This is a genomic window from Mesorhizobium sp. M1E.F.Ca.ET.063.01.1.1, assembly GCF_003998155.1.
In the GTDB taxonomy this organism is placed as follows: Bacteria; Pseudomonadota; Alphaproteobacteria; order Rhizobiales; family Rhizobiaceae; genus Mesorhizobium.
The window spans coordinates 1-1,161 of record NZ_RZSC01001196.1 but is presented as its reverse complement, the minus strand read 5'-3'; the positions used below and the strand labels follow the sequence as shown (position 1 = coordinate 1,161).

1 protein-coding gene and 1 pseudogene are annotated in these 1,161 nt (G+C 64.0%); both read left to right on the top strand.

The annotated features are described in order from the left end of the window. A pseudogene (locus EOA29_RS37205) lies at nt 1–318 on the top strand (sugar ABC transporter ATP-binding protein); the annotation flags it as partial. Beyond that, on the top strand, nt 318–1,161 hold an 844-nt coding region (locus EOA29_RS37200), incomplete at its 3' end, for an ABC transporter permease (RefSeq protein WP_145970082.1). The pseudogene EOA29_RS37205 and the gene EOA29_RS37200, both read left to right, overlap by 1 nt.

Here is a 1,161-nt window from a genome sequence, read left to right as displayed (position 1 = left end):
ATCTACAAGCAGGCGGAACTGATCATCCTCGACGAGCCGACGACGGCGCTGTCGCTGACCGAGACCGCCAAGGTCTTCCATTTCGCGCGCCAGGTGCGGGCGAGCGGCCGGTCGATCCTGTTCATCGGCCACAACATCCATCATGTCTTCGACATCGCCGACCGCTTCGTGGTGCTCGACCGCGGCAAGGTGGCGCTCACCGCCGACCGCAGCGAGGTCAAGTCGGCCGAAGACCTCATCAACTTCATGGAAGACGTAGCACACCCGGGCGGCTTGCCGGGGCTGCATGAGGCAGGCGGAGCGGAGCAGAGAGCGTGATGAGCAAGGCCATGGAACCCGATCTGCAAACGCCTCTGGGAGGGGCAAGCGGCCAAGCAGCCAAGGAATCAGGCAAGGAGTGGAACCATCCCTCCGACCACTGGCTGCGCGGCTTCGTCCTCGACAACCGCGCCGCCCTCGGCACGCTCGCCGTGTTCATCGTCATGATGGCGGTCTTCATCATCGCCAACCCGACCGTCTTCACCACCTGGTATCTCTACAGTTCGGTACTCACGACGCTTCCGGTGGCGCTGTTCGTGGTGGTGCCGCTCGTCTTCGTCGTCACCTGCGGCGAGATCGACCTGTCGTTTCCGGCGACGATGGGCTTTGCCTCCTGGGTCTTCGCGCTGGTCGTGCAGGCAGGCTACGATCCGTTCCTAGGCATTGCCGCGGCGCTCGTCACCGGCACGCTGCTCGGCTTCCTGGTCGGATCGCTGGTGGTCTATGGCGGGCTGTCGTCGCTGATCGCCACACTCGGCATGAATTTCCTGCTGCGCGGCCTGATCCAGATCATCAACGAGGGCAAGTCGACGGCGGTGACCAGTCTGGCCGACAGCTCGGCCTACGCGATCTTCTCCAGCCAGATCTGGGGCATCCCAGTGCAGATCTTCTGGGCCATCGCCTTCGTCGTCTTCTCGGCGCTGCTCTACAATCGCCACCGCTTCGGCGCGCAGGTGAAGGTGGTCGGCGACAATCCGGACAGCGCCAAGCAGATGGGCATCGACGTCAAGCGCGTGCGGGTCAAGGTGTTCGTCTTCACCGGCATCGGAGCCGCGATCGCCGGCACGTTCTCGGTGATGATCAACTTCACCTGGTGGCCGACGGCCGGCGACGGCTATCTGT